This is a genomic window from Pedobacter sp. L105, from assembly GCF_009765875.1.
Taxonomy (GTDB): domain Bacteria; phylum Bacteroidota; class Bacteroidia; order Sphingobacteriales; family Sphingobacteriaceae; genus Pedobacter.
In genome coordinates this window covers 300774-322496 of the sequence record NZ_LMUP01000002.1, presented here as the reverse complement: position 1 = coordinate 322496, position 21723 = coordinate 300774, and the positions used below count along the sequence as shown (strand labels likewise).

The window sequence follows — 21723 nt, the reverse complement described above, 5'->3', positions numbered from 1 at the left end:
AGACCTGCGTTAATTAATGCAAGCTTCATACCATAAACAACAAATATATACATATGAAAACCCGTAAACCAAAAGTGCAGAAAAAACTTGCTAAAAAAGCAGTTAAAAAAGAATTAGAATTAAGTTTATCCCAGAAATTTATCGAAGCCATTAACCACCTTGGCCATGACGCTGAAAAAATAGGTGATGACATTGCTAAAGCCGCTAAAGAAATTTCTGCCAAAATGGTTAAGAAATTTAAAATAACAAATGATAGCGCACCAAAAGAGGAGGCTAAACTGAAAAAGGCTGAAAAGCAAATTGAATCTAAAGTAAAACAGAGCAAAAATACGGTTGTAAAAGGTACTGGTAAAGCTGTAAAAGAAGTGAAAAAAGCAGTGGCAAAAGCTACACCTGTTACGAGCAGTATTAAAGTTCCTGTAGTTGCCGCTGCAACTGAAGCTAAAGAAGTTGTCAGTAAACCAGTTAGTGCAAGAAAAACAACTGCTAAAACTGCTGCCGCTACTCCTTTTCAGGGTGCTAAAAGAGGACCTAAACCAGGGAATGCTGCTGCAAAAAGCCCGGCTAAAACACTTGTTGCTAAAACTGAGAAAGTTGCAGATACTATCCCTGCTGCTACTGTTAAAGCTACTCCTGCAGTCAAAAAAACTACCAAACCAGCTGTTAGAAAAAGAACCTATGCAACTAGTCCTGCAGCTACAGTAAGTTCGGAAAAAACTGATGTTGCTGAAGAAGCCCCGGTTGAAAAATCAAACGAAGACGTAAAAGAATAGTTGTTCCTGAACTGTTAATGATCAAATAATTAACATTGAATTAACAATAGAATTTGCAGTTTTGGGCATCCTTCCCGATAGGGATTTTTTTGATTTTACTCCATGGCTAAGAAAAAGGCACCATTTTTAAATAGAGAGATCAGCTGGTTATATTTTAATGAACGTGTATTACAGGAGGCATCTGATGAAACAGTCCCCCTGATTGAACGGATTAAATTTCTATCTATTTTCTCTTCTAATTTGGAGGAGTTCTATAGGGTACGTGTGGCTACAATGACCAGACTGTCCAATTTGAACGACAAAACAAAAGAATTATTAGGATTTAATCCAAAAAAAATACTCAATGAAATAAAAAATATTGTAGTTAGACAGGAACGTAAATTTGAGCAGCTTTTTCAGGCTACACTAATTAATGAACTGGCGCAAAACCGTATTTTTATTTTAAATGATACCCAGCTAAACGTAGCCAGGGGAGAGTTTGTAAGAGAACATTTCAGGGATAAGATACTTTCCAACGTGGTACCGATCATGGTTGATCTGGACAAGCCTTTCCCTGAATTAAAAGACCGTTACCTCTATTTTTTTGTACGCCTAAAAAAGAAGTCAGGAAAGAAAGAAGAACGTTATGCTTTAATTGAACTGCCTCCTGAATTGCCAAGGTTTCTGGTGCTGCCGGAGACTAATGGCTTAAAGTTTATCATTCTTGCCGAGGATATTATCAAGTACTGTTTAGATGATATCTTTTATGTATTTAAATATGATGAGCTGGATGCTTTTTCTATACAGCTAACCAGAGATGCAGAACTGGACATTGATAAAAATGTGAGTGAAAAGTTTATCGATGAACTAAAGACAAGTCTGGATAAACGTAAGAAGGGTAAACCTATGCGTTTACTGTATGATACAGAAATGCCATTTGATATGTTAAGCGTATTGGTGGCCAAATTGAAAATTGAGGCAGAAAGCTTAATTCCCGGAAACAGGTACCATCGTTTTGGTGATTTTATCAGGTTCCCGAACGTGGGGGACAAGAGTTTAGAATACGCACCCAGCGTTCCTCTAAAAGTACATGGCTTACACCGTACACAAAGTATCTTTGATAAACTGGCAGAAAAGGATTATCTCATTAATCTGCCATACCAGTCTTATGACTATATCATTTTATTTCTGCGTGAAGCAGCCATAGATCCCAAGGTTACCGCAATCAATATTACTTTATACCGACTGGCGGAAAATTCAAGGGTAATCAATGCATTGATTAATGCCGCTAAAAACGGTAAAAAGGTAAATTGCCTGGTAGAATTAAAAGCAAGATTTGATGAACGCGCCAATATCTTCTGGACAAACAGGCTGGAGGAAGAAGGAGTACATGTAAACTATGGGTTGACAGATTATAAAGTGCATTCCAAAATTTGCCTGGTAACCCGTATAGAACGTGGGCGGCCTGTATATTACGCTAACCTGGCAACAGGCAATTTCAATGAAAAAACAGCGCGGTTATATTGTGATCACAGTATTTTTACCGCAAAAAAGGAAATTACCCATGACTTGATCAAGCTGTTTGCTGCGCTGAACAAAAAGACAGTCGCTTCGGGCTTTAAACATCTGATCGTTTCTCCTTTAGAATCAAGGAAAAAGTTTTATACGCTGATTAACCGCGAAATTAAAATTGCCAAATCCGGCAAACCAGCTTACCTGATTTTTAAAGTAAACAGTCTTGCTGACGAAGGTTTTATCGAAAAGTTATATGAGGCCAGCAATGCAGGCGTAAAGATACAGCTGATTGTCCGTGGTATTTGCTGTTTGGTTCCTGGTGTAAAAGGCTTCAGTGAAAACATTACCGCCATCAGTATCATCGACAGATATCTGGAGCATGCCCGGGTATTCATTTATGGAAACGACGGTAAGGAAGAAATTTTCCTGTCTTCCGGCGATTTGATGAGCAGGAATTTCGAACACCGTGTGGAAGTTGGCTTTCCTGTACTGGATGAAGATGTGAAACAGGAGATCAGGGATATCATTGATTTTCAATTGCAGGATAATGTAAAATCCAGAGATATCACCAGGATGAATAACAACAAATATCATAAAAACCGACTCAGCACAAAGGTGAGAGCACAGGTTCAAACTTATAATTACTTAAAAACCAAACACCAGTAAAATATTATGCTGAGATATGCTGCGATAGACGTTGGCTCTAATGCGGTTAGACTGCTTATCGCAGATATAACCTATACCGAAAAGGGGTTCGAATTCAAAAAAAATACACTGGTGAGGGTACCTTTACGTTTGGGCGACGATGCTTTTCTTGATCATTTGATTTCTGCACGTAAAATCGAAGACCTGCTGAAAACAATGATAGCTTTTAAAAACCTGATGGACGTTTATCAGGTGTCTGAATACCTGGCCTGCGCTACTTCCTCTATGCGTGAAGCAGAAAATGGACAGGAAATCATAAAGCTGATTAAAGAGAAAGCTAACCTCGACCTGGAGATCATTGAAGGACAGAGGGAAGCTAATATTATCTATGCAAACCATATTGAAAAAAACCTCGATATCAATAAAAATTATCTGTACATTGATGTTGGCGGAGGCAGTACTGAGCTTTCTGTTTTTGTAAATAAAGTACCTGTAGCTTCCAAATCTTTTAATATTGGAACAATACGTATTCTGGACAACCAGGATAAGGAAGAAACCTGGGAGGAAATGAAACTCTGGGTAAAAGAGCAGACCAAAGCCCATAAAAACCTGGCAGGTATTGGTACCGGCGGAAATATCAATAAGTTATATAAGATGGCCAATGAAAAGGAAGGTATGCCTTTAACCTTCATGAAATTAAAATCACTTTATAACCAGCTGAACGGACATTCCCTGAAAGAAAGAATGCAGATCTTCGATTTAAATCCGGATCGTGCAGACGTGATCATTCCGGCCTGTGAAATCTTTATTACCCTGATGAAATGGACCGGTATCAAACAGATCCATGTTCCAAGGGTAGGTATGGCCGATGGGATTATTAATCTGTTAATAGAAGAGAATCTGAATAAACAATAGCGAGGTATTTTCCGTGATGACTTACTGAAACTGCGTGCCTGTTACCGGTAACGGAATGGATGAGCTCAGGAAGCCCTGATGTGGTTTTTATCAATCTATAACCGGTGGATAAACGATTGAATTTTTGAAGATAAGCCTGGTCATTTGCCAGGAAATGTGATTTCAAGTTTTTAAAATAAGTGATCCTGGAAACAGCAATAGAATGGATCAGCTGATCACTGACGGTACTGCGGGTGATATATTCATGCTTTTTGTATCTAACGCGTCCTGTGGCCTGTATGTCATCTGTAAGGAGATCCTGGCAAACAAAGCTTAACGGACTGAACTGACGGACACCTGTCATGCGGTTTACAATTTTATAACAGGCTTCTTTCATAGTCCATAACAGCCAGAGGGTAGTATCTGAAGAAGGCGACTGTAAGATCAGTTCCTGTTCTTTTAGCGTATAGATTTTAGCCAGGTATCCTTCTCTGCGCCAGTTGCTGTCCAGCCGGGCCTGTTCCAGGTCAACCAAGTCATTTCCTATCAATTTCTTCCAGTTTTGTTTCAATGATTTCTATCGCTGCACTAACGGTGAGCATCCTGGCCATTGAATCATTGTCAATTTCGATGTTAAATTCTTCTTCCACATCCAGTACAATATCCACCAGGTTTGCCGAATTGATCTTCAGATCTTTAATAAAATCGGTGTCTTCACTGATGTTTTCCAGAGCCGCTTTATCCTCTGTATAAGGCGTTACAATTTTCTTAATTTCGATTAACAATTCGCTTTTCTCTCTATTCATATCGTTTTAAAATTATACAGGCGTTAACGTCACCAAAGCCAAAACTTGCCTTAGCCAATATATTGAACTGATGATCCAGGCAAATCTGTGGAATTCGCTCCCGGTCTACGATCGCTTCGATGTCGGGATGCAGATCTTCACAATTTACATTCGGAAAAATAAAACCTTCAGCCAGTTGTAAAACTGAAGCAACGCATTCAATGCTACCGGCGGCACTGATACAATGACCGATCATCCCCTTGATAGAATTGATATAAGGAAAATCCCTGCCCGATCTGCCTAGTGCTGCTGCCCAGTTCTCAATTTCGAGTGTATCCTTGGTTGTCGCTGTTAAATGTGCATTGATAACTTCTACTTCGTGTTTTTCTACCCCTGATTCCTTAAGTGCCATCGTTATACAGCGTTGTACAGCATCACTGTTAGGAGCTGTCATGGTTCCCGAGCCTCGCTGACCGCCCGAATTAATGTGGCCTCCCAGAATTTCACCGTAAATCCTGGCACCCCTTGCCAGGGCGCTTTCCAGTGTTTCCAGAACCATAGCCCCTGCACCGGCACCGGGTACAAAACCACTGGCCGTGCTGCTCATTGGCCGGCAGCCTTGTTCCGGTGTTTCATTGTGTTTATAAGTACAAACTTTCATGGCATCAAAACCACCCCATATATAAGGGCCACTGTCAGTAGTGCTGCCCGCCAGCATAATCGTTGCCTTTCCGGATTTGATGCGTTCATAAGCCATTAAAATGCTTTCTACACCAGTTGCACAGGCAGAAGAGTTCGTGCTTACTTGATTCCCTAGTCCCAGCTTCCCGGAAAGGAAGGCACTTACACCACTTGCCATAGTTTGTATTACAACAGTACTGCCCAGTTTCCTGATTTGCAAATCATCAACTTTATAGATCGCAGCCCTGAATTTATCTATTCCTGAAGTGCCTGTTCCGAAAATAGTACCGCTATCCCAGTCGGGCTCATCCGGATTTCCCATTGTTAAACCTGCATCTTTCCAGGCATCCATTCCGGCAATAACGCCATAAACAATGCCTTTGCTGTCCAGGTTTCTTAATTCCAACGCGCTGAAATATTGCCGGAGGTGTTCTTCGTCAATCACCGGAATTCCGGCAATCTGACAGGAGAACAGGAGTCGTTCCAGTTCAGCATGATGCTGAATACCAGACACCCCATTCTTAATCGAATGTCTGAATTGAGCCAGGTCTGAACCATTTGGCGAAACAACTCCCAGTCCGGTAATCACCACGCGTTTAGTCATGCAGTTTTGCTGTCACCATGCCAGAGATATTTCCTTTGCAAACGGTTTCACCCGCTTCATTTTTCATCACTACATTACAATTCAGCTTTTTAAAGCGGAAGTATACTTTTTTTGCAGTTACTGTTACCTTTTCACCCGGGAATACAGGTTTCATAAAATCGACGGCCACAGAGGTAAGCATTACATGTGCCTTCATTTCTGCATTACTGTCGCCATATAAATAAATTCCTAAACAAACCAGCCCTATCTGTGCCATGGTTTCTGTTAAAATTACTCCGGGTGTAACCGGAGAATCTTTAAAATGCCCTTTATAAAAATCAAGGTCTTTATCAAATGTAAATGTTCCGGCAGATCCGTTTTCATCAATTTGCAGCAACTCATCTACAAATAAAAAAGGTTTGCTGTAAGGCAGCTTTGCCAGTATTTCCTGTGCGTTCATCATTGTCTTAAATTTCCGTAAAGTAAATACAAAAATAGCTTACCATTGCAATAAAATTCTTTGTGCGGTAAATCCGGGCCCGAAGCTTAACATCAATCCCTTTTCTCCCGGTGCAGGCTGTTTGTCCATAAATCTTTCCAGCACATACAATACTGTGGCGCTCGACATATTTCCGTATAACCGAAGTACCTCTTTGGTGTCGTCTATGTTTTTGCCCAGCGTTCCGAATAATTCTTCTACAATTTCTACGATCTTCCTACCGCCGGGATGAAAGATCAGGTGATCGATATCTCCAATTTCCAATCCGTTCTTAGCCAGGAAAGGATGAACAATAGCAGGAAAATGATCGGCAATCGTTTGGGGTACCCTAATGTCCAGTACCATTTGTAAGCCGGTATTGCTGAGCCTAAAACCCATCATCTCCTCGGCTTCATAAAAATGGTACATCTCTTCGGCAACCAGTTCAGGTCCATTATCATCCGAATGAGAAGACAATAATACGCAGGCTGCCCCATCTCCAAAAATTGCCGCACTGACAATGTTGGGCATGGAAAAATCATTGATCTGGAAAGTGGCGGTAGGGGACTCCACAGCAATTACAGCTGCCCGTTTGCCCGGATTGTTCTTCAGGAAGTTCTTAGCGTATATCATGCCCGAAACCCCGGCCACACAGCCAATTTCCGTAACCGGCAGCCTGATAATATCCTGGCGCAAATGTAAGGCATTGATCAGGTAGGCATCCAGGGAAGGGATCATAATTCCTGTACAGCTTACTGTAATGATATAATCCAGGTCCTGAGCTTGCCATCCTGCTTTATCCAGTGCATTCCGCAGTACTGTTTCTCCTAATTTGATACTTTCCCTGATATAGATATCGTTCCTTTCCTCAAAGCTCAGGCTGCTGAATACTTCTTCGGGCGACATAATAGAATACCTTCCGTCTACACCGGCATTTTCGAATATCTTTTTCACTTTCCTTACAAAACGGTCTTCCTGCCCATGCAGCCACACATCCAAAAAGGGGATAATATCTGCAGTCTCTCTCGAATGCTCAGGCAGTACTTTAGTTACGGCTTTTACTTTTACACTCATGCTATTTTTTTATGATCCATTGGTAGCGGAATGCCCATTTCCAGTTAATGCTGTAATTTTTAAAATTTAACTTTTTTGTATAGGTCAGCAGGTCTGACTTTTTAAAGCCACGAAGGATAGACACCAGCCCATCTTCGCGTGACATGTCATTGAGGCGAAATACAAAACACAATGCCTTAAAAAGATAATAGGCTAACATACTCCTCTGCAGATCATTGATTACTATCCCCAAACTTGCCGAGTGCCGGAAACTTTGCAGCAGACTGATAATCTCTTCCTCTTTAAAATGATGTAAAGTAAGCGTACACAATACAATATCCCAGGGCTGAACAGTTTGCAGTTCATCAAATATATCTTTACACAGGTAACTGATGTTCGGATAATCCATTGATAAACTGCGGGCATGTTTTACCGTAAAATTGTTTGCATCTATACCAGTCAGTATAAAGTTTAAATCATTTTCATTGGCATACTCCGCTAATGCCCTCAGCATATCTCCATTTCCGCAACCTATATCTGTAATACGAAAGACAGTGGATTTTGGTTGCCCTTTGAGCAGCCATTTCACTCCTCCGAGGGTAACTTTATTTCCGCCGAGTAACCGGTTAATACTGGCTATTTTATCCAGCGCATTTCTTAGTACTTCTCCTTCCATCTGGAAATCATCCATAATTTCGGAGGCTGTACTTCTATAAGTGGTATCTACAAACATTTATTCATTGACAGTTAAAGTTTTTCCATGCGTCTTTTTTATGATCAGCGGCAGTAAAGAAGGGACGCGCAGCATTCCGCTTAATACCACATCTGCCAGACGTTCTTTTTTTAAAATAGCCGATAAGGTATTACCCATTTTTAAGCGGGATTTGAATTGTGCGTTCCAGGATGAAATATAAAGTTTTTCCAATACAGCTTTACTTTTAATTGTTCCCCGGAAAAATTGTATCAGTAACTCTGAACAGATTTTTGCGCTATGTATTGCCATGCTCATCCCATTTCCGCAAAGGGGATGTATCAGGCCTGCAGTATCTCCGATCATTAAGATGTGACCCGTTACGGCTTCCCTGGTACCAAAGGATAACTGGCTGATGGTTAACGGCGCTTCAAACAGTAAATTGCAGCTTTCAAAGATTTTTTCCAGGTGCCTGTTCTGATAAAGAACCTGCTGCTGGTAGGCAGTAATATTTTTGTACTTTTTAAATGTAGGATAATCAGCCAGGTAACAAATATTTATTTTTTCGTTTTCAACTTTAGATATGCCACAATAACCGCCGCTAAAATTATGCAGCCCAACGATGTCACTACAAAACTCTCCTGAGTAATGTGCTTTTACCGCAAGAAAAGGCGATTTATGCTGCATGAAACCCCTTTTTAATTTGATGTCGATAGCCGCCCGTTTGCCATAGGCACCAATCACCTGTTTTGCAGATATTTGTTTTTCATCCTGGGTCATCACCCTGAAATCATTTTCATGGTTCACGCTCACTACAGTATCATGGATCACAGTTCCACCTTTGCTGATGAATTTTTGATAGAGGAAATGATCCAGACTATAACGGCTAAGCCCAAACCCTCCAAGCGGGAGGCTGGTTGTCATGCTCCTGCCAGACAAGGTAGAGAAGTGGAGTCGCTTAATTGCAGTAGGTAATAATACTTCCGGATCCGCATCCAGCCATTTCAGATAAGGAAGAACTTCATTGGAAATATATTCTCCGCATACTTTATGATGGGGATAAGTATTTTTTTCAACGAGTATGACCTCTAAGCCTGCCTGTTGCAAATGCAATGCCGCTGTTAGCCCTGCAAGTCCGCCTCCAATAATTAAAATATCTGTTTGAAAATTTACCATTAAAGAAATTGCAGGTCGTAAAATAGTATAACATAAACTGAAAGGATTTGTTCCATCTGACGTTAAAATAGGGGGAATAAACAATTAGGTATACGACAGTAAACCCGCAATGGATGCCTTATCACATAAAAAAGCCCCGTTCCATGACTGGAACAGGGCTTTTTTAAAATTTTCTGCTGTTAATTATTCAGCAATTTTGCTGCTTCACTGTCCAGGAAGAAGGTTAAACCACCATCAACCGGATCGATCAGCTGTGATGGATACAGGTCCGGATTTTTCGGATCGTCTTCCACCACATGTTTAATTGCATCTGCTTTACCTTCTCCAAAAACAAGGAAGGCAACGTTTTTTGCTTTATTGATCAAAGGCGCGGTAAAGGTGATCCTGTCGGCAGCTAATTTCTCTACGTAATTAGCTACTACATTCACTTCTTTATTGGCCAGGGCTGTAGTATAAGGGAATAAAGAAGCGGTATGTCCTTCATCACCCATTCCCAATAAAATCAGATCGAACGTTAGCTCAGCGCCATTAAAATGATCAGTAATGATTTTTGCATAAGCTGATGCTGCATCTGCAGGAGCCAGCGTAGTATCTACAAAAAAGACATGATCTGAAGCTACATTGAGCGGGTCAATGATCGACTTTTTAGCCATCAATCCGTTGTAATCCGCATGGCCTGGAGGAACATTGCGCTCATCTCCAAAAAAGAAGAAAACTTTTGTCCAGTCCAGCTTTTCCCGGTATTCAGTAGCCAGCATGGAATATAAATCCTTTGGAGAATTACCGCCGGTAAGCACAAAATTAAAGCAGTCTTTTTCTGCAATAGCCTTTTCGCCGATCGTAATTACGTATTCCGCTAAATCTTTCAGCAGCTCACTTTTTGTTTTATAGATGAGTAAGTTCATTCTAATCCTTGTTTTTTAAGGGTAATGTAAACCAATGGAATCCATCTCTTGCGATTAATGCTTCAGCATCTTCAGGTCCCCATGAATCTGCCGGATAATTAGGGAAGCTCAATGAAGTTTTACTTTCCCACGAATTTACGATAGGCATTACCAGTTCCCATGCACTTTCTACCTGATCTGCACGCATAAACTGTGTTTGATCAGCTGTCATTACATCTAACAATAAGGTTTCATAAGCTTCCGGGGCCTGTGCAGTATAAGTTCCTTTGTAATCGAACACCATATCAACAGGGTTAAGTACCATGTCTAATCCTGGCCTTTTGGCCTGAACCTGTAAACGGATACTCATTTCAGGCTGGATACTGATGATCAGCCTGTTTTGCTGCCAGTGTTCTGCAACACCTGCAGGGAAGATCTGGTGAGGAACATCTTTAAATTGTATCGTGATCAGGGATGAAGTCTGGAATAAACGTTTTCCTGTACGTACATAAAAAGGTATTCCCTGCCAGCGCCAGTTATCTACAAAGAATTTGGCTGCTGCAAAAGTTTCTGTATTGGATTGTGGGTTTACATCTTTTTCAGTTCTGTATCCAGGAACTTCTTTTCCTTCTACCCATCCTTTAGAATACTGTCCGCGGACAGTGCTTAAGCGGATATCTTCGGGACTGAAAGGACGCATTGCTTTTAATACATCTACTTTTTTGTTCCTGATTTCATCGGCATCAAAGTTAATAGGTGTTTCCATGCCGATTAAACAAAGCAACTGAAGAATATGATTCTGGATCATATCTCTTAAAGCGCCTGATCCGTCATAATAACCACCACGATCACCCACACCCAATTGTTCTGTTACAGAGATCTGCACATGCTCAATATGGTTACGGTTCCAAAGCGGCTCTAAGAAAGAGTTGGCAAAACGGAAGGCCATGATATTCTGAACAGTTTCTTTACCCAGGTAATGGTCAATTCTGTAGATCTGTTTCTCAGAAAAGATACCAGCTAATAATTTATTTAATTCTTTTGCAGACTCTAAATCATGTCCAAAAGGTTTTTCAATTACTACGCGGCAATCCTCTTCTGTACCAACCAGGTCGTATTTTTGTAAACACTCAGCAATCAGGGGGAAAAGATTTGGTGCTACTGCCAGATAATAAATTACCTGTGCTTTAGGGCCAAATGCTTTCTTTAATTTTTCAATGCTGGCTTTCAGATCGGTAAAAGTTTCTGGAGCAGATACATCTGAAGAGCTGTAATATACATTTTTAGCAAACTCTTCCCACTGATCTTTTTTTACTTTTCCGGCGCGGGAAAATGAATTGATACCGCCCATCAGGGTAGTACGGAATTCATCGTCAGTTAACTTCTTTCTTGCTGTTCCAATGATTGCATACTCTTTAGACATAAAGCCATCAGAGTTCAGGTTATATATTGCTGGCGCTAATTTGCGCAAATTTAAATCACCGGTGCCACCAAATATGACAAAGATAGTGGGATTAAGGCATTTACTTGTTTTCATCTTTTGTAATTTAAGATTTTTTCGGATTCCAGATGGCGTGGAAAGTTCCTTCTGCGTCTGTACGTTCAAATGTATGTGCACCAAAGAGATCTCTTTGTGCCTGAATTAAGTTAGATGGCATTCTTGCTGTTCTTAAGGAATCAAAGTAAGACAGGGCAGAAGCAAATGCCGGGATAGCCAGTCCGCTTTTAGCAGCATGGGCCACTACAGATTTCATTCCGGGAAGGATCTCCGTAATTTTAGCCTGAACACCTGCATCAGCATATAAATGTTCCAAAGCAGGTTGTTTTTTGTAAGCCTGGTAAATATCTTCTAAAAATTCAGCCCTGATGATACATCCACCGCGCCAGATCTGGGCAATCTCATGCAATTTCAGCTCATATTTATAAGAGATTGATGCCTGCCATAACAAGTGTAAACCCTGTGCATAAGAAGTGATCACAGAGAAATATAACGCCTGCTCCAGTTCAACAATAAATTGTTCTTTATTCTCTGCTGTAGGTTTAGCTTCCGGATAAGCTTTGGCTAAAGCTACACGAAGCGTTTTAAATTTCGAAAGGTCCCTGGTGCTTACGGCTTCATTGATGGTAGGAATAGGCAATTGTAAATCCATAGAAACCTGTGAAGTCCACATTCCTGTACCTTTGGATTTTGCTTCATCCTTGATCATATCCAGCAGGTCGTTGCCAGTACCTTTATCATCTTTAACCAGGAAGATTTCTGCAGTAATCTCTAAAAGGAAAGATTTCAAACGGCCATTGTTCCATTTGGTAAACACCTCATGAATTTGTTCGTTTGAATAATCCAGTGCATTTTTCATGATATCGTATGATTCAGCTAAAAGCTGCATCATTGAATATTCGATACCATTGTGTACCATTTTAACAAAATGACCTGAAGCACCCGGGCCAATATAAGTTACACAAGGATCGCCGTTTACTTTTGCAGAAACAGCTTCCAGTATAGCTTTCATAGAACCATAAGCTTCTTTATCGCCACCTGGCATGATACTAGGGCCAAAACGGGCACCTTCTTCTCCGCCAGAGATACCCATTCCGAAGAAATGTATTCCTGCGTCAGAAAGATCAGCGATTCTTCGGTTGGTATCTGTAAAATGAGAATTTCCGCTATCAATAATAATATCACCTTTATCCAATAAAGGCTGAAGTTCTTTAATTACACTGTCAACGATTGGGCCAGCGGGTACCAAAAGCATAATTCTTCTTGGTAATTCAAGGCTTTGAACAAAATCTTCTAGAGAAGAGTAGGCCGTAAGGTTGTGTTTTGCTCCATCTTCTTTGAGTTTCGCGATCATCTTCGAGTCCTTGTCGTAACCCGTAACTGCAAAGCCATTATCGGCCATGTTCAGTAATAAATTGCGCCCCATTGTTCCGAGGCCTATCATTCCTAATGTGTACTTACTTTCCATTTGATGTATTTATTTTTGGATGCGTGGTAAAAACGTGGTATTTTTCTTTGGCTGCCCATAATTTGGCACCACCTTTAATTCCATCCCTGTTGGAAACAACATGGATGTTATGGTCTAAATCAAAAGAGATATGTTTTGCATTTCCTCCTCCAAGATAGAGTTCGTCATAGTTGAACACTGTTTTGTAGATTTCAATGATCCGCTGCAATCTATCGTTCCATTCTTTTTTACCTTCTTTTACAAAAGCTTTATCTCCGATATAAGCATCGTAGTCTTTGTTTTTTGTAATAGGAAGATGCGACAGTTCAAGATGGGGGAGCAATTCGCCATCATAAGTTAGTGCAGTACCAAAACCGGTACCTAAAGTCAGTACAATTTCGAAACCCTTACCACTGATGATGCCCAATGCCTGCTGATCTGCATCGTTGATCAATCTTACTGGTTTTTTCAGGAGATCGCTGATGTGCTGTGCGAGGGGATAACCGGTCCATTTATTTTTTGCCAGATTAGGGGCGGTTTCTACCACACCTAATTTTACAAATCCTGGAAATCCGATGGCTATTTTTCCATAGGGAGCTAAAGGAGTTACCAATTGATGGATCACTTCAATTACTGCTTCGGGGGTGGAATCCAGCGGGGTAGGAAGTTTAGTGTAATCGGAGAATAACTCGCCTTCCTTTGTTAAAATACAGGCTTTGATTCCTGTTCCGCCAATATCAATAGATAAGATATGAGAACTTTCTTCTGTTTTTTGTGTACTGGACATATTGCTTGTTTATGAGCGTTGCTTCATTTATAATGACGGTTCAAATTAACAAATTTCTGGCCATATAAAATCTGGAAAACGCCTTAATTCCTTAAATAAACAGCTAAGTCATTAAAATGTTATATCTAAGCATGCTGAGAAGGGAGTAAGACACTTAATTTGATATCTATATGACTTTATGGGTGCTTTGAAAAAGCCTTTTAGACGAGTTATAGCCGGTTTTTCCAGACAAAAAGCGGCACAAAAAAAAACCTGCCGGAAGTTTAATCCCGGCAGGTGTCTGTTTTATTAAAATAACTTAGAGTGTACCCTTAACATTTTGCATTGGATTGATGCCAACAGACTGCCCGCGCGCGGCGGCAGCCTTTTGTTTAAACAACTCGAATCTTGAAGTCTGCGCTTTGCCTCCCCAGGTGTTATTGCTCTCATCAATATCCGCAGTTTCACGCATTGGGTCGAGACGTATCGAAGCTACTTCTTTATCCTGAACATAGAATTTAGAAGCATGCTGCTCATTGTGTCTCCATATCTGCGCAGGTATCCTGTCAATTTTCTTTGTTCCGTCGGTGTAGGTAAATTCTACAATGACAGGCATCACTAATCCGCCTTTATTGCTGAAGGATAATTCATAAAAGAACTTACCTGCATATTTGGATTGATCTTCTGAAGACAGTGCTTCAAATGGAGATGCTGTTTCCTGTTTATGTTCCGTAGCAGCATCATATTTTTCTAAACCCCTGTCATATCTCCAGTAAAAATCCTGTGTGGCTTTATCCTTGTCGGTATAGAACTGGATACTTTTATCATCCCTGTTCCTTACCTTAGAAATATCATCAAATGAATTTACCATAGGCGGTGCTATTTTCACCATTCTGGTTTTTGAAGCAGGAATTTTAGAATCTACATCAGCTTTGGCAAATTTTACGGTATCCAGTGAAATATCACAGGCATCGGTACCATAGAACCAGCCTCTCCAGAACCAATCCAGGTCTTCACCGCTGGCATCTTCCATTGTTCTGAAGAAATCAGCAGGGGTGGGGTGTTTAAAAGCCCATCTGTTCGCATAGGCTTTGAAAGCATAATCGAACAGGTCCCTGCCCATGATGGTCTCTCTTAAAATATTAAGCGCCGTTGCAGGTTTGGTATAGGCATTAGGACCAAAGCGGGTAATGTTCTCGGAATTGGTCATAATTGGCTCCAGTTCATCTTTCGGCAATTTCATATAATCAACGATGTTATAGGCTGCTCCTTTTTTGGTAGGAAATTTATTGTCCCAAAGTTCTTCTGTCAGGTATTCCACAAAAGAGTTTAATCCTTCATCCATCCAGGTCCACTGACGTTCATCACTGTTCACTATCATCGGGAAGAAGTTATGTCCTACTTCGTGTATAATTACACCAAGCATTCCATTTTTTGCGGTTTCACTGTAAGTACCGTCTTTTTCTGTCCTTCCGTAGTTGAAACAGATCATCGGGTATTCCATTCCGTTGGAAGCTTCTACACTCTGTGCTACAGGATATGGATAAGGGAAGGTAAAATGTGAATAGGTTTTAACCGTATGTGCTACAGCTTTGGTAGAGTAATTTCTGTATAAATTGTAGGCTTCTTTACCATAATAACTCATGCACATGACAGTTTTGCCGTCAATTTTCTGGCCCATTGCATCCCAGATAAATTTCCTGGAAGAAGTCCATGCAAAATCGCGCACGTTATTGGCCTGGAATACCCAGGTTTTTGTGGCTTTACTTTTTGCTACTTCTGCTTTTTTAGCCTGGTCCAGTGTTACAATTTCTACAGGTTCTGCAGCGGTTTTAGACTGGTTATACTTTGCAAGTTCAGCAGGGGTTAATACAGCGCTGTAATTGATACATTCTCCTGTTCCGCCAACTACATGGTCTGCAGGTACAGTCATTTGTACTTTGAAATTTCCGAAGGTTAAAGCAAACTCGCCTCTTCCGGTAAACTGATGATTTTGCCATCCCTGGAAGTCACTGTATACACATAGTCTTGGATACCATTGTGTCATGGTGAACAAGTAGTTGCCATCTTCAGGGAAGTATTCATAACCACCACGGCCGCCAAGGGTTAACCTGTCGGTGATTTTATATTTCCAGTTTACGTTGAAAACAAATTGCTGACCTGATTTTAAAGGTACAGGCAACTCTACACGCATCATGGTTTTATTAACCGTATATTTTATGTTTTTTCCTAAGGCGTCGGTGATTTTGAGGATAGAAACACCGTTTCCATTATCTATAGTACTTGCAGCATCAATTTCGCGGTCTATACTTTTAGTGGTTGCAATCTCAGGCATTTTTGAACTGCTCTGATAATTTGCATTGTTAATATTGCTGTGTTCGTTCTCATCTAACTGCAACCAGATATAAGTCAGCACATCAGGAGAGTTGTTGAAGTAAGTGATTTTTTCAGCACCGGTAAGCTGCAGGTTTTGTTCATCCAGGTTACATTTGATATCATAATCTGCACGTTGCTGCCAGTATTTTACACCAGGCGCACCGCTGGCGGTACGTTGCTCATTGGGCGTGTTAAGAATGGTCCCCAATTGTTCAAACTTGTTCCCGTGATTGCTTCCCGGGTTGTTTTGAATATCTTGTCCAAAAGAGGCCTGTAAACAAGAACCGAGGAAAAGTATGGTAAGTAGCGTTTTATTCATTTTAAGTTTTTTGTTGTAAGTCTAAATTTAAAACGTTTTTTTGTATTGAAAAAATTAAATCGAAACTATGTCGCCTTTAGTCCGCCAATCTCTATTAATTTGTTACGTAATCTGTTGTTTTTTTAAACCAGCCGATCTTTTGGCGTATGAAAAAAGGGACAAACATCCGTTGCATCTCAGCTCTTCAGAATTAAATTATAATTTTAAAAGTGGAACGATAGAAGTGGGCTGCAGGGTATTTATTGACGATTTTGAACAGCTGATTGGCAAGAAATATAAAGTTAAGGCCGATCTTTCGTCCGGGGCCAGGCACAATGAAATGGATGCCCTGATCCATAAATACATGAGTACCCATTTTACATTGGGTGTTAATGGAAAACCACTGCCGCTAACTTATATCGGATTTGAAAACGATAAGGAAGCAATTGTGATCTACATGGAATCTGCCAAGGTAACGTATATCAGTAAATTAGAAGTCACCAGTACTGTTTTGTATGATCTTTTTGATGATCAGACCAATATCTTTCATATGACTTATAAAGATGCTCAAAAGAGCTCCAAACTCGGCTCTCCCGATAAAACTTTAGTCTTTTCTTATTAAAATAGAATTGTTAGTATTTAATAAATAAACCATGTTTAAAATGATACAGACGATGCGCTGGTACGGGCCGAATGATCCGGTTAGCTTAGCAGATATTTTACAGGCAGGCTGCAGCGGTGTTGTTTCAGCATTGCATCATATTTCAAACGGCAGGGTTTGGTCGGTGGAGGATATCAGTGCGCACCAGCAGTTGATCCATGATGCTGGTTTGGTATGGTCTGTGGTAGAAAGTTTACCCGTCCATGAAGACATTAAAGTAAGAAAAGGAAATTACCAGGAATATATCGAGAACTATAAATTATCCCTTGCCCATCTGGCCAGCTGCGGCATTAACACCGTTACGTATAACTTTATGCCTGTGCTGGACTGGACCAGGACACATCTCGATTATAAATTGCCAAATGGTGCGGAAGCCTTGTTGTTCAGCAAAGCGGCCCTGGTAGCTTTTGATGTTTTTATACTCAAAAGGGAGAAAGCTGAAGCGGATTATACGCCCGCGGAACTGGAACGCGGAACGTTATATTTCAAGGGTCTGAATGAAGAAGAAAAATTTAAAATTGAGCGTAATATTATTGCCGGACTACCAGGCAGCGAAGAAAGTTTTGGGCTGGCAGATTTTCTCACTACACTCGGTTTTTATGCCGGTATTGATGAAGAACGGCTCTTCCAGCATTTAGTTGCTTTTCTGCAAGAGGTGATCCCGGTATCGGAAGCACATGGAATAAAAATGGTGATTCATCCGGACGACCCTCCCTGCGCCATATTTGGCTTGCCAAGAATCATCAGTACCGCTGAACAATTAGAGAGACTTTTTACAACTGTACCTTCCCTGGCTAACGGATTGTGTTATTGTACGGGTTCATTGGGCGTAAGAGCAGATAATGATCTGGTTGCTATTCTCGAACAGTTTAAGGAAAGAGTGAACTTTGTTCATTTGAGAAGTACCAGAAGAAACGAATTTGGTGACTTTTTTGAAGACAACCACCTGGAAGGTGATGTAGATATGTTTGGGGTAATCAGGAAGCTGGTTGAAATTCAGCAGGAAAGAAAACTAAGTATTCCTATGCGTCCGGATCATGGGCACAGAATGCTGGACGACCTGAAGAAAAAGGTTAACCCCGGATATTCTGGTATCGGGCGCCTGAAAGGCCTGGCTGAAATACGGGGCGTGGAGCATGCCTTACTTAAGATGATTTAAAAAGATGGCGGTCAGCTTTGGCTGTTTAGCTATAGGAGGATAAGACACATAAAATTTGATCTTGTTTGAGTTAATAATGATTGAAATCAATGACATTATAATCTCTTTTTAATCAATGTGTAACAAAGTAGTGGAAAACCAAAATAAAAGAAGGCAAATGAAGTCCCTGATTTTTTTCAAAGAAATAATTGTTTTATTTTGCCATTATGAACAAAACCCCGTTTCCACTGATCGATGAAATTTTTCGGGATACAGATAAAGGACATATAAAAAGAACTAGAAACATACGTTTAATACCCAGTTTTGAAAATAGAAGGGGCGGAAAAATGTCCTATGCAGAGTGGGCACATGTGATTGGTATATTTCAAACCATCATCTACCAGGCTCTGGAAAACAAAACCGGGAATAAAATCTTGGACATTGGCTGCGGTACCGGATTACTGGGAATATCTTCAGAACCTTTCGTAGGAGAAGGTGGAACCTACACGGGAATTGATGTGATGCAGGAGGATATCAACTTTTGCAAAAGCCATTTCAAAATGAGTAATTATGATTTTATTCATTTGGATGTTGCCAATGCTACTTATGCAAATGATCAGTCTTCTTTGTTAAAACCATGGCCTATTGCAAATGAGTCGCGGGACTTGGTTGTAGCACTTTCTGTATGGACACATATGAATGAAGTTGATGCTACTTTTTATCTGAAGGAGATCCATAGGGTGTTAAAAAAAGGCGGAAAAGCAATTGTTACTTTTTTCTTTTTAAATGACGACTATGAAGAATCGCTGGTAAAAAGAAGTGATGCGCACGGAAGGTTTCATAGCACCCCTCAAAACGAATGGATCTTTGATGTAAATGCGTATGATTCCAAAAACTGGATGACTACAAAACAGGCTAAAGTTCCTGAAGATGTGATTGGTGTTACACCAGAAGGAATGGAAATCCTAATAAAAAATTCAGGTTTGAAACTGAATCAGTATTATCCAGGCAACTGGAAAGAAGAACCGGGTATTTTCTTTCAGGATATATTGATTTTTGAAAAATAGTCAGGATGCAGCTATTGTTCAGCTTAATGGCGAAGAGATAGCTGTACGATGTTTTTTCTACATCAAACAGGTGACATATCCGTATGTTTTTGAAATAGCTACTAAAATATGCCGATTTGGTAAAGCCCAGCAGATAAGCTATTTCTTTGACAGAGGAAGACGAATTTTGTAGTAATGATTTGGCTTCTGCAATGGTTTTTTCTTTGATTCAGGTACCAATTGCTTAATGTGTTTTACTTTCGATCACATTGCACAGGTAGTCAGGATGCAAGCGCTGGGCATCTGCATATTCCTGAACACAGAAATTATTTTTTTTTCTGGCTCCGCTCACGGTATGTTTCTCTAGCAGCTTTCTAAAGTTTTTACAATCTCCGGGCTCCCGTTTCCTTCGTAAATTGGATTGTAATCTTTCAAAAAGTATTCTTTGATCTGTTCCTGTTATCGCAAATAAACGTTAAACTATGTGAAATTATTACAGCGGGCACATTTATTGTGAGTAGTTGTAGCATGGAAATACTGTCGGGTATCAGATATAATAAGAGAGGTAAAACTTTTAAAACTGGCATGTTGGTTATACTGACTATGATGGCGGCGCTCTCAGGGCTTGGCTGCAAGCAACCCATCCATCAAAAACCTGCAACATCCTTACTTTCATTTTTTTCAGAAAAAGACTTTAATCAGTTTTTTCCACAGCACAGTCAATTTTTTACCTATGCTGCTCTTAAAAAAGCGATCGATGAAATGGGTAATGTTGAAGTGAAAATTGAAAAACGGGGGCAGTGGATCTATAAAATTACCAGAATTGATAAATTAAGCGGTGTATCAACTATAGTAAGACAGGATGATGACTGGGATCAGGATTGGGCGAAAAAGCAGGAATACACTGTGGTTGATTTAGATTATGACAACTTTTGTGGTGACAAAAACAGGACGTTGGATAAAAAAGAGGCCGCTGCTTTTTTCGCACAGATAGCCCATGAAACCCGTAACGGAACAGATCACCAATATAATGATGGCCTGATGTTAAAACAAGAGATAGATACCAGTTCTTCTTACGTGATTCTTAATAAGATTTATCCGGCAGTAAAAGGTGCCAGTTATTATGGACGTGGTCCTTTACAGTTAAGTTATAACGGAAATTATGGATTTGCGTCTACCTGTATCCTGGGGAACAAGGATATTTTGTTAAATAACCCGGAGCAGGTAAGTACAGATCCTGTCTTGGCTTTTAAAACAGCTTTATATTTCTGGATGACACCACAAGGGCAGAAGCCATCAGCACACGATGTGATTACTGGTGTATGGAAACCTTCTGCCGCAGAATTGAAATCTGGCTATCAGCCAGGATTTGGAATGACGATCAATATTATTAACGGTGCAATAGAATGTAATAAAGGCGAAGGACAGATGGCGATGAAGGACCGGATTGGGTTTTACAATTATTTCCTGAAGCTTTTTAGCATTGAGGATAAAAGTGGTACGTGCTCATGCGGGAAAATGATGCCTTTTTCATCTTAATCTCATTTATTCGATATAAAAAAAACATCCATATCAGTTAGGTTATCTGTTTTAAATTACCGATAATAAGTTATTTATATCATTTGCGTTAAAAATGTAATGATATTGTTCGATGCGTTTTTACAATCGGCTGATAGAGATACAGAAAACTAGTTATACATTTGTCTAACACTGTTAGATTAATTTACACAGGAGAAGTTTACCATGGGTAGCAAAGAGAGAATTCAAAGACTTAAAGAAGAAACTAGGATCAATATTATTGAAGCAGCCTTGCAAATCGTAAAAGAAGATGGATGGCAGGCGCTGAGTATGCGTAAGATCGCAGATAAAATTGAATATACAGCACCTATTATATACGAGTATTTTGCCAATAAAGAGGGCATTTTGCTGGAGCTTACCCGCAGGGGGAATGTGTTGCTGCTAAATGATTTCAAAGAAGCGATAGCTAAATGTATAACTCCGGAAGAACAGCTTGCTGCAATCTGGATGGCTTATTGGGATTTCGCATTTACCCATAAAGAATTTTATCAGCTGATGTTTGGTGTAGACATGATCTGTTGTGAAATGGTGAAAAGCCAGCCCGAAGCCGAAGCTGCAAGAAAGCTGACTTATGACGCTATCGCGGCAATTATGACAGATCCAAACCCCAGTGAAGAAATTATCTGCCGGAAGTATTTTACCTTCTGGTCTATTATCCACGGCCTGATCTCTATCAACCTGGTAAGAAAAGGCACCAACGACGAAATGAATCAGCATATTTTAAAAGATGCGATCAATGGAATTATTAAAGCAATAAACGACTAATATTTTTTTATGG

At 40.2% G+C, this 21723-nt stretch carries 20 protein-coding genes; 8 read left to right on the top strand and 12 right to left on the bottom strand.

Annotated features, from left to right (window positions below):
• The first annotated feature begins 53 nt into the window (after positions 1-53).
• From GSQ84_RS02555 to GSQ84_RS02545, 3 genes are all read left to right on the top strand, one after another.
• Positions 54-773, top strand: coding sequence for a hypothetical protein (locus tag GSQ84_RS02555; RefSeq protein ID WP_158795684.1), 720 nt, complete (start codon positions 54-56; stop codon positions 771-773).
• Positions 774-875: 102 nt separating this feature from the next.
• Positions 876-2933 carry a polyphosphate kinase 1 gene (gene ppk1, locus GSQ84_RS02550; protein WP_158795683.1) on the top strand — a complete coding sequence of 686 codons (2058 nt, stop codon included), beginning with the start codon at positions 876-878 and terminating at the stop codon, positions 2931-2933.
• A gap of 6 nt (positions 2934-2939) precedes the next feature.
• Complete coding sequence (locus GSQ84_RS02545; protein ID WP_158795682.1) at positions 2940-3827, top strand: exopolyphosphatase; 888 nt, start codon at positions 2940-2942, stop codon at positions 3825-3827.
• Here the strand turns inward: GSQ84_RS02545 and GSQ84_RS02540 are convergent.
• From GSQ84_RS02540 to GSQ84_RS02485, 12 genes are all read right to left on the bottom strand, one after another.
• Positions 3790-4356 carry a 4'-phosphopantetheinyl transferase superfamily protein gene (locus tag GSQ84_RS02540; RefSeq protein WP_158795681.1) on the bottom strand — a complete coding sequence of 189 codons (567 nt, stop codon included), beginning with the start codon at positions 4354-4356 and terminating at the stop codon, positions 3790-3792. The two genes, GSQ84_RS02545 and GSQ84_RS02540, sit on opposite strands and share 38 nt — an antisense overlap.
• Positions 4343-4612: an acyl carrier protein gene (locus GSQ84_RS02535; protein ID WP_158795680.1), complete on the bottom strand. Its 270-nt coding sequence runs from the start codon at positions 4610-4612 to the stop codon at positions 4343-4345. The genes GSQ84_RS02540 and GSQ84_RS02535 overlap by 14 nt, the downstream gene beginning before the upstream one ends.
• Positions 4605-5876 (bottom strand): beta-ketoacyl synthase, encoded by a 1272-nt coding sequence (locus GSQ84_RS02530; RefSeq protein WP_158795679.1) that lies wholly within the window; start codon positions 5874-5876, stop codon positions 4605-4607. The genes GSQ84_RS02535 and GSQ84_RS02530 overlap by 8 nt, the downstream gene beginning before the upstream one ends.
• Positions 5869-6318, bottom strand: coding sequence for a 3-hydroxyacyl-ACP dehydratase FabZ family protein (locus GSQ84_RS02525; protein ID WP_254070764.1), 450 nt, complete (start codon positions 6316-6318; stop codon positions 5869-5871). The genes GSQ84_RS02530 and GSQ84_RS02525 overlap by 8 nt, the downstream gene beginning before the upstream one ends.
• 36 nt (positions 6319-6354) lie before the next feature.
• Positions 6355-7407: a type III polyketide synthase gene (locus tag GSQ84_RS02520; RefSeq protein WP_158795678.1), complete on the bottom strand. Its 1053-nt coding sequence runs from the start codon at positions 7405-7407 to the stop codon at positions 6355-6357.
• Between the two features lies 1 nt (position 7408).
• Entirely contained in the window at positions 7409-8119 is a 711-nt protein-coding gene (locus GSQ84_RS02515; protein WP_158795677.1) for a methyltransferase domain-containing protein, read from the bottom strand.
• Positions 8120-9253, bottom strand: coding sequence for an NAD(P)/FAD-dependent oxidoreductase (locus GSQ84_RS02510; RefSeq protein ID WP_158795676.1), 1134 nt, complete (start codon positions 9251-9253; stop codon positions 8120-8122).
• A gap of 179 nt (positions 9254-9432) precedes the next feature.
• Positions 9433-10158 (bottom strand): 6-phosphogluconolactonase, encoded by a 726-nt coding sequence (gene pgl, locus GSQ84_RS02505; RefSeq protein ID WP_158795675.1) that lies wholly within the window; start codon positions 10156-10158, stop codon positions 9433-9435.
• Between the two features lies 1 nt (position 10159).
• Positions 10160-11674 (bottom strand): glucose-6-phosphate dehydrogenase, encoded by a 1515-nt coding sequence (zwf, locus tag GSQ84_RS02500; RefSeq protein WP_158795674.1) that lies wholly within the window; start codon positions 11672-11674, stop codon positions 10160-10162.
• A gap of 10 nt (positions 11675-11684) precedes the next feature.
• Positions 11685-13103: an NADP-dependent phosphogluconate dehydrogenase gene (gndA, locus tag GSQ84_RS02495; protein ID WP_158795673.1), complete on the bottom strand. Its 1419-nt coding sequence runs from the start codon at positions 13101-13103 to the stop codon at positions 11685-11687.
• Positions 13093-13869, bottom strand: coding sequence for an ROK family protein (locus tag GSQ84_RS02490; protein WP_158795672.1), 777 nt, complete (start codon positions 13867-13869; stop codon positions 13093-13095). Before GSQ84_RS02490 ends, gndA begins: the two co-directional genes overlap by 11 nt.
• Before the next feature lie 298 nt (positions 13870-14167).
• Positions 14168-16543 (bottom strand): M1 family metallopeptidase, encoded by a 2376-nt coding sequence (locus GSQ84_RS02485; RefSeq protein ID WP_158795671.1) that lies wholly within the window; start codon positions 16541-16543, stop codon positions 14168-14170.
• Between the two features lie 139 nt (positions 16544-16682).
• Here GSQ84_RS02485 and GSQ84_RS02480 point away from each other — a divergent pair, with 139 nt between their 5' ends.
• From GSQ84_RS02480 to GSQ84_RS02460, 5 genes are all read left to right on the top strand, one after another.
• A complete protein-coding gene (locus GSQ84_RS02480; RefSeq protein ID WP_158795670.1) occupies positions 16683-17144 on the top strand; it encodes a DUF6702 family protein in 462 nt (153 codons plus the stop codon).
• A 31-nt stretch (positions 17145-17175) separates the two neighbouring features.
• Positions 17176-18342 (top strand): mannonate dehydratase, encoded by a 1167-nt coding sequence (gene uxuA, locus GSQ84_RS02475; RefSeq protein ID WP_158795669.1) that lies wholly within the window; start codon positions 17176-17178, stop codon positions 18340-18342.
• Positions 18343-18548: 206 nt separating this feature from the next.
• Positions 18549-19388: a class I SAM-dependent methyltransferase gene (locus GSQ84_RS02470; RefSeq protein WP_158795668.1), complete on the top strand. Its 840-nt coding sequence runs from the start codon at positions 18549-18551 to the stop codon at positions 19386-19388.
• A 507-nt stretch (positions 19389-19895) separates the two neighbouring features.
• Positions 19896-20906 (top strand): chitinase, encoded by a 1011-nt coding sequence (locus tag GSQ84_RS02465; protein WP_158795667.1) that lies wholly within the window; start codon positions 19896-19898, stop codon positions 20904-20906.
• Positions 20907-21110: 204 nt separating this feature from the next.
• Positions 21111-21710 (top strand): TetR/AcrR family transcriptional regulator, encoded by a 600-nt coding sequence (locus tag GSQ84_RS02460; protein ID WP_158795666.1) that lies wholly within the window; start codon positions 21111-21113, stop codon positions 21708-21710.
• The last annotated feature ends 13 nt before the right edge of the window (positions 21711-21723 follow it).